The 6205-nt window shown below is 60.8% G+C and carries 5 protein-coding genes; 3 read left to right on the top strand and 2 right to left on the bottom strand.

Translation table 11 applies throughout. From position 1 onward, the window contains the following. Window positions 1–164: 164 nt before the first annotated feature. Window positions 165–1793, bottom strand: a complete 1629-nt coding sequence (locus ACP5J3_RS10085; protein ID WP_428495575.1) for a hypothetical protein — start codon at window positions 1791–1793, stop codon at window positions 165–167. 68 nt (window positions 1794–1861) lie between these two features. Between ACP5J3_RS10085 and ACP5J3_RS10080 the strand changes: the two genes are divergently transcribed. Both ACP5J3_RS10080 and ACP5J3_RS10075 read left to right on the top strand, forming a co-directional pair. Beyond that, entirely contained in the window at window positions 1862–2344 is a 483-nt protein-coding gene (locus tag ACP5J3_RS10080) for a hypothetical protein (protein ID WP_428495574.1), read from the top strand. Between the two features lie 4 nt (window positions 2345–2348). Next, window positions 2349–3257, top strand: coding sequence for a hypothetical protein (locus ACP5J3_RS10075; protein ID WP_428495573.1), 909 nt, complete (start codon window positions 2349–2351; stop codon window positions 3255–3257). On the opposite strand, the gene ACP5J3_RS10070 is transcribed toward ACP5J3_RS10075, so the two are convergent. Continuing rightward, the gene (locus ACP5J3_RS10070; RefSeq protein WP_428495572.1) at window positions 3254–3535 is read right to left on the bottom strand and encodes a hypothetical protein; all 282 of its coding nucleotides are present in this window, start codon (window positions 3533–3535) and stop codon (window positions 3254–3256) included. The two genes, ACP5J3_RS10075 and ACP5J3_RS10070, sit on opposite strands and share 4 nt — an antisense overlap. 67 nt (window positions 3536–3602) lie before the next feature. Here ACP5J3_RS10070 and ACP5J3_RS10065 point away from each other — a divergent pair. Further along, window positions 3603–6205: hypothetical protein (locus ACP5J3_RS10065; RefSeq protein ID WP_428495571.1), on the top strand; the 2603-nt coding region annotated here is incomplete at its 3' end.

Raw genomic sequence — 6205 nt, 5'->3', positions numbered from 1 at the left:
GTACTACCTCAAGCCAGGCTACACATACTACCTGGAGCCGGGCACGTGGAGGCTCGCCGCCGTGAGGGATCCCCACTCGGTGTGGATGCCCCCGCCAGAGCTCTTCCTGCTCTTGGTAGTTGTTTTGTTCGTCGCGGCGGTTGCCTGGAGGTACTACAGATAGTCTAAGAAGACGCCGGGACCCAAGCCCACGAGGGAGCGCTGGTGTAGCTTATCTTTATCTGATCACCATTATTCAGCCGGACTTTTAGGTAAACGCTAGTGGCGCTAGAAGACGAAAACACGGTGTACTCGACGCCGTTGCGCACAACCTTGACGGACGTCACCGCGCCTCCCCATATGTATACATCGACAGGCACTGGGTAGCAGTTCGCAACCGCGGAGCCAGACGCTGGCATGCTCGGCGTCGTGACGTTGACGTAGCTGTACGTGTTGTTTATCCTCACCGATACGTTCCTGGTACAGCCAGTGCCTATGATATCTGCCACGTTCTTGGTGTAGTCAGCCACCAGATCTACAACTATGTTTTGGCTTACTGTAGATGTGTCTGTCTGAATAGCCACGGCCTTAGCCTTCATAGGTAGGTTGTTGAACTTCCTCAGGAAGTCTACTATACTCGCCTTTATGATGATGTTGGTCGATCTGTCTATGTTGAAGGCGTACATCTCGTTCCCTCCAGTGGTGTAGTCGCTGTTTAGACCTGGGCTGTAGCACGTGAGCTCAGCCACGATGTTCTGCGAATAGTACACGGTCATGCAGTAGCCAGCACCCTCGCCGACTTCGACTCCAGATATCGCCACGCTCCCCGTGTGATCTATAAAGATTTCGGAGAAAACTCCGTGGATCGGAGTATTCGGGTTCCTAGTGCCGCTACCGTAAGATTTCGAGCCTACTATCTGGCCGTTTCCTGTTGTGTAGAAGCCGACGTTGCCTACGTTGCCAACTACGGTGCTCACTATTCTATAGTCGTGCCCCCGTATGTTGAAGCCATCTCCCGCGCAACCGAGCAGGTACGAATCGCTTACGTGCACTTCAACTGCGTTTGGGGCAAGTGTAACGCAGTGGCCGCGCCCGTAGAGCAGAGATACCCTCGTCATCAAAAACGCAAGATCGATACCTGCGGAGTCAGATCCGCCGAAGTACGGATCGCTATCTGTCGTCCTATCTACGTATATGAGATCGGCCCCGGATACGTAATTATTCCTGTTGCCATATACATCAAATACGTTTCCTATTACTGTCAGATCTGATATAGTTGTGTGGAACGCGTCTTTAAAGTACAGCAGTGGTGTGGCATCCCTTCTGGACGGATCTTCCTTGATGACTGTGGCCCCCCTACCTGCCCCTCTTATGTGGATGTGCGGGCCAACAGTGATTTGCGACTTCACGTAGTACTTGCCAGGGTAGATGAACACGAAGCCGCCTCTGAAGGGGTTCGGGCCCGGCGCCGGTTTCGTCTGCGACGCGTAGTTCACAGCCTCTTGTATACATGCGGTTGGGCTGTTCTTGCATATTATGCCGCCAGTACGATCGTACGCCACATAATCCCCGTTGGCCTCCCTCCTCACGATGACATCGAACACAGCAGGAGATACGCCATAAGTCCCCTGATCTAGCACGATGTCTACCCCCTTCGGCGCCTTAATCTTCAGCCTGCCAGTTGCCGGGTCTGGGTACAGGGCATAGCTCGGCGACGACGTCTGGGCGCGTGCGAGAGCGCTGGCGAGGAGGGCGCCGAGTCCAGCCGCGGTGGCCATCGAGAAGAACTCCCTCCTACTGGGCCTCCTGGCCATGTCTACACGTACGTCGTGGCGCTAAAAACCTATCGTTACGGTTTTTAACCCGTGGAGGTGCTTCAGACGTGATCGGGGTTTTGTACGAAATCGGGAGGAGCGTGTACAAGTGGGCGGTGTCTTTCGTCATTATCTGGTCGTTCCTCTCGTCCATCGCAGTTTTGATGGCTGGCTCCTACATCGCCAACTACGTGCCAACGACTCCGTTCACAACTCTAGCCATTATTTCCAGAGCAGACGACGTGGCCACGGCTCTGCGCTCGGCGGTGATGTCGGCGATTTCGGTGGCCCTCGGCATCGGCATGCTGGTGGGCTTCGGCTACCTGTCGAGCTACTACTACATCTCGATTTCGTTCAGAACCGCCGCTTCGCTTCTAGACATGGCGCTTGTGTCGTCTATGGTCCAGTCTGCTCTGACAGCAGCAACCGCGGCCATCCAGCACCTGGGCCCGGCGGCGGCTGTGGTGATCGGAGGCCTTGGCGTCCTCCTGTCGGCGGCAGTCGCGGTGTACGTGTCTTTCTACGCCGCGGGGGTGCCCCCGCCTCAGTAGCTCCATGCGTGCCCTCCTCGCCGCCGTAGCTCTCCTCGCGTGGCTGGTTGCGGCGCAGACGTATATACAGGTAGGCGGGTACACGTACCAAGTAGTGGCTGTGCTGTACATCAACGGCTCCGTGGCTGTCCAGGGGGTGTACGTCACCGCGCCGCCTGGCTACACCATCGTTGCGCAGGAGCCGAGCGGATCGCTACAGCTCGTTGGGAGCTCGTCCCCGGCTGAGCCGGGAGTCGTATACTACATTGTGTACCCCAGCCCCATACCTGCGATCACGACGACAACGACTACGTACGCAGTGGGTGGCAACTGCACGACGCCTGGCCAGCTCGTCAACATCACGTTCCAAGGCACGACGAAGATAGTGGCGTGCGTCTCGTACACAGACTTCGCAAGGGCCACATTCGTCACGGCTGTGTGGCTGAACTCAACCATACTGAGGGTTGAGGTGTTTAGGTACTACAGGGGATCGTACGTGAGGAACCAGACGCCGGTTTCAGTCAATGTGTACAACATCTTTACTGGAGCAGTGATAGCAAGAGCCAGTGGCGTGGACTACGTAGATCTGCCAGTGAAGACCAGCGCCCCGGTGCTGGTGGAGGTGTCGATGCCCGGCGCATCGTACCTAATATACAAAGACCCCCCGCCACCCCCGCCGCCCCAGCCGCCGAGTCTGATTTCGTCTGCCGTGCCAGCCGCCGTGCTCGTGTCCGCTCTCGCCATCGCTCTCCTGGGGGGCTTCATGTCTGAGTACACAGGCGGCTCTCTGTCGATAATCACCGCCTTCACCATCGCCGCCATCGCGTGGCTCGCCCTCCCGTCCCTCGGCGTCCCGGAGGCCCTCGCCAAGTCTCTGGCTGTGTTTGTGGCTGTGATCGGGGTGGTGGCCTACGCGCGATCTAGGCGCGACTAGAACGGCGTGTAGTGCTTGAGGTAGGCCACAACCGCGGCGGCGTACACCGCGTGCTTCGAGACGCCAGCCGCCCTCGCCACGGCCTCGGCCACCTCGTCCACCTCCCTCGGCACGGTGGCCCGCGTGAACACAGAAGGAGCCCCAGCCGCCTCCTTGGCGTACACCCTCGCCAGGTGGGGGTTCCTAGCCAGAATCCTCAGACCCAGCTCCACCGCCTTGTTTATCTGCGTAGCGCTTAGGCGCCTCCAGACGTCCTCCCTAATCTTGAGACCGGGCACGTACGCGGAGGCGCAGGTGGTTAAAAAGGTGGCGACGCGTTTTTAACCCCCGCGGCGTATGAAAACCATGCGGATCTATGTACTCCTGCTAATCCTCCCCGCCGCCGCGCTGATCACCGCAAACCCCCCGCCGAACGACGTGCTGTGGAACGGAGCACCGGCCCCACAGCAGGCGGTTGCGTTCTACCCCGTGGCGGCTGGCCAGTCTCTGGGGTGCCAAGCCCCGGGCGGCACCCTTCCCAGCATGTGGACGCTGGAAGTCCTCGCCTACCACATGCCAACGCCGATTACGCAGTACTACCTCATCGGCGACGGGTGGAGCGGCGCGTTCCTAGTGAGCTTCGAAAGCCGCGGGGTTACATTCATCCGCACCTGGGACGGAAACAACAACGCCTACGTCGGTAGCTACACCGCCGTGGGCTGGAAGCACGTCTTGATCTCATACGACGGCTCGACGGTTAGGTACTGGGTGAACGGGCAGGTGGTGTATCAAGCATCGGCTTCCCTCAAGACGTCCTATGGTAGGATAGCGGTGTGGCTGGACTACACAACCGATCAGAGGAGGATCTTCCCCCTCGTCGTGGCTTGGATCAAGCTGTGGAGCGGCGCGGTTACGTCGCAGAGCCAGGCGGATCAGCTCGCGAGGGGCCAGGCGCCCGCTGGCTTCTCCCTCGTCTCGGGTATCGACTACACGACGTGGCCGCCCCGCATACTGGCGGGGAGCTGGGACTGCAACGGGAAGCTCTTCGGCGTCCCGGTGGTAAGGACCTACGGCGCCTACGTCGACTCGCGGTGGTGGCCCACGGCGCCCTCCGGCTTCCCCGCGCCGGGCAGGCTCCTCGGCTTCGGCTACACGGGGGCCGCCTCCACAGCCTTCTCCCTGGCGCCCACCCCCGACTTCGGAAACTGGTGGAGCATAACGGCTCTGTACTACAACGGCGGCGATCCGTGGCCGTGGATCGGCGTTGGCAACATGTGGAGCGGCGGGGCGCCCTACGGAGGCCCCGTGATTAGGACAAACGCGGACTACGGATACGGCCTCCCCAGGGGGACCTACTCCGGCGTCTACACCTGCGTCAATGGGCAGGGTTGCTTCCTCAACGGGACGCAGGTGTCTGCGTCCTTCTCTGCTGGGGTGTGGGCGCCGTGGTGGTGGGGGCTCATGGCGGCGGCTCTGCCGAGCGGAGCCGCGCCTAGGGCGCTCATTCGCTGGGTCTGGGTCCAGAACTCCACCAGCCAGCAGATGGGCGCCTCCGCGGTGCTGGTGGACTACAGGTGGTGGCCCCCCCTGTCGTCCGTCGGCGCGTTCGGCACCTGGGCCCACCCCGCGTATCTGGCGGCGCAGTCCCCTGGCCAGGTTACGCCGCTGAACGCCTCCGGCGTCGTGCAGACGACTGCGGCGTGGCTCGGCGCGGCTGGCGCCTTATTGCCAGCGGTGAAGGTGGTGAACTACGCCAGTGCTACGAACCTCACAGGGGCGCACTGGGGCGCCAAGTACGTCTGGGCGACACAGCTGTCCGCCTACCAGCCGGTTGCGGTGGTGCCCACGACGTGGACGCTCGCGGGGTGGTACTGGGTGGCGCCATCTGCGCCTACCGCGGGGAACCCAATGACTGTCTCGCTGTCGGCTGGGCAGTCCGCCACGCTGTACGCTCTGGCCTCCGCCCCGGGCACGTACACCATTTCGGTATCTGGGCCAGCTATTACGGACAGGAGCGGCAATCCCATAGGTAGCATAGCGGCTGGCTCCTATATACAAGTGGCTCAAGGCTACGACGTGCTGTGCTCCGCCTCGGCTTCGAACGCCACCACATCGCTCAGCCTCACATGCAGTGTGCCTCCTGGCGTTTCGCTCGTCAAAATCTACATATCAACACCGCAGGGCTCTGGAACTTCGATTTCTTTCCAAATTCGACTGTCCTGGGCGCCGCCGCCAGCTGGCTCGTCTACACCGCCGCCAACTGGCACGTACTACCTCTACGGGCCGGTTGCGTTCCACCACTTCTACGTGTACAACGGGCTTGTGTACAGCGCGCCAGTCTGGGCCGACTTCGACAGCCCCGTCGGAAGTGGCGTCCAGCAGATGTACCTCCCCAACGGGGGGATTATCTCGGGCCCGGCTGGCTGGGCGTCTGTGATCCAGCTGTCGACGTACGTCTACACAAACCCGCCGCAGGACGTGTTTGCATGCCAGAAGCTTTTGATTGTAAACGCGTTTAGAAAGTCGGCGTTCCGCACTTCGCTTGCTCTGAACGGGACGTGTATATCTACGGCCAGGGAGGCTCTCTACACCGGGGCGCCTATTGCCGGAGGCGCGTCGCTGTACGCTCCCGGCCTCCAGATGCACGCGTGGTACGACGGGACTTCTGTGCGCGCAGTCGTCGGAGATCTCCAGCAGGTGCCGAAGGTGTCAGACGATCCGCACAACATTCTCATACACGCGCCGATCGGCACGCAGGTGAGGCTCTGGAAGAGCGACGGGACCTACTTCGTGCCACTGGCGGGGGGCGTAGTCGACGGGGAGACTAGGAGGATATCTCCGTGGTCTGGCACGTGGCTCTCGGCGACGCTCAGATTCCTCTACGCGGACTACGGCGTCTACACGATATATGTCAGGAACTCCTCGACGTGGTTCTACATGTTCACCACACAGCTCGCGGGCACGTCGGA

The organism is Pyrobaculum sp. (assembly GCF_049971835.1).
Taxonomy (GTDB): domain Archaea; phylum Thermoproteota; class Thermoprotei; order Thermoproteales; family Thermoproteaceae; genus Pyrobaculum.
Note: the sequence above shows the minus strand (reverse complement) of the source record. Positions and strands in the feature narration are given on the sequence as shown.

Coding starts and splice junctions, on each gene's coding strand:
- ACP5J3_RS10085 (WP_428495575.1), bottom strand. CDS start 1,793: ATGGCCAGGAGGCCCAGTAGGAGGGAGTTCTTCTCGATGGCCACCGCG.
- ACP5J3_RS10075 (WP_428495573.1), top strand. CDS start 2,349: ATGCGTGCCCTCCTCGCCGCCGTAGCTCTCCTCGCGTGGCTGGTTGCG.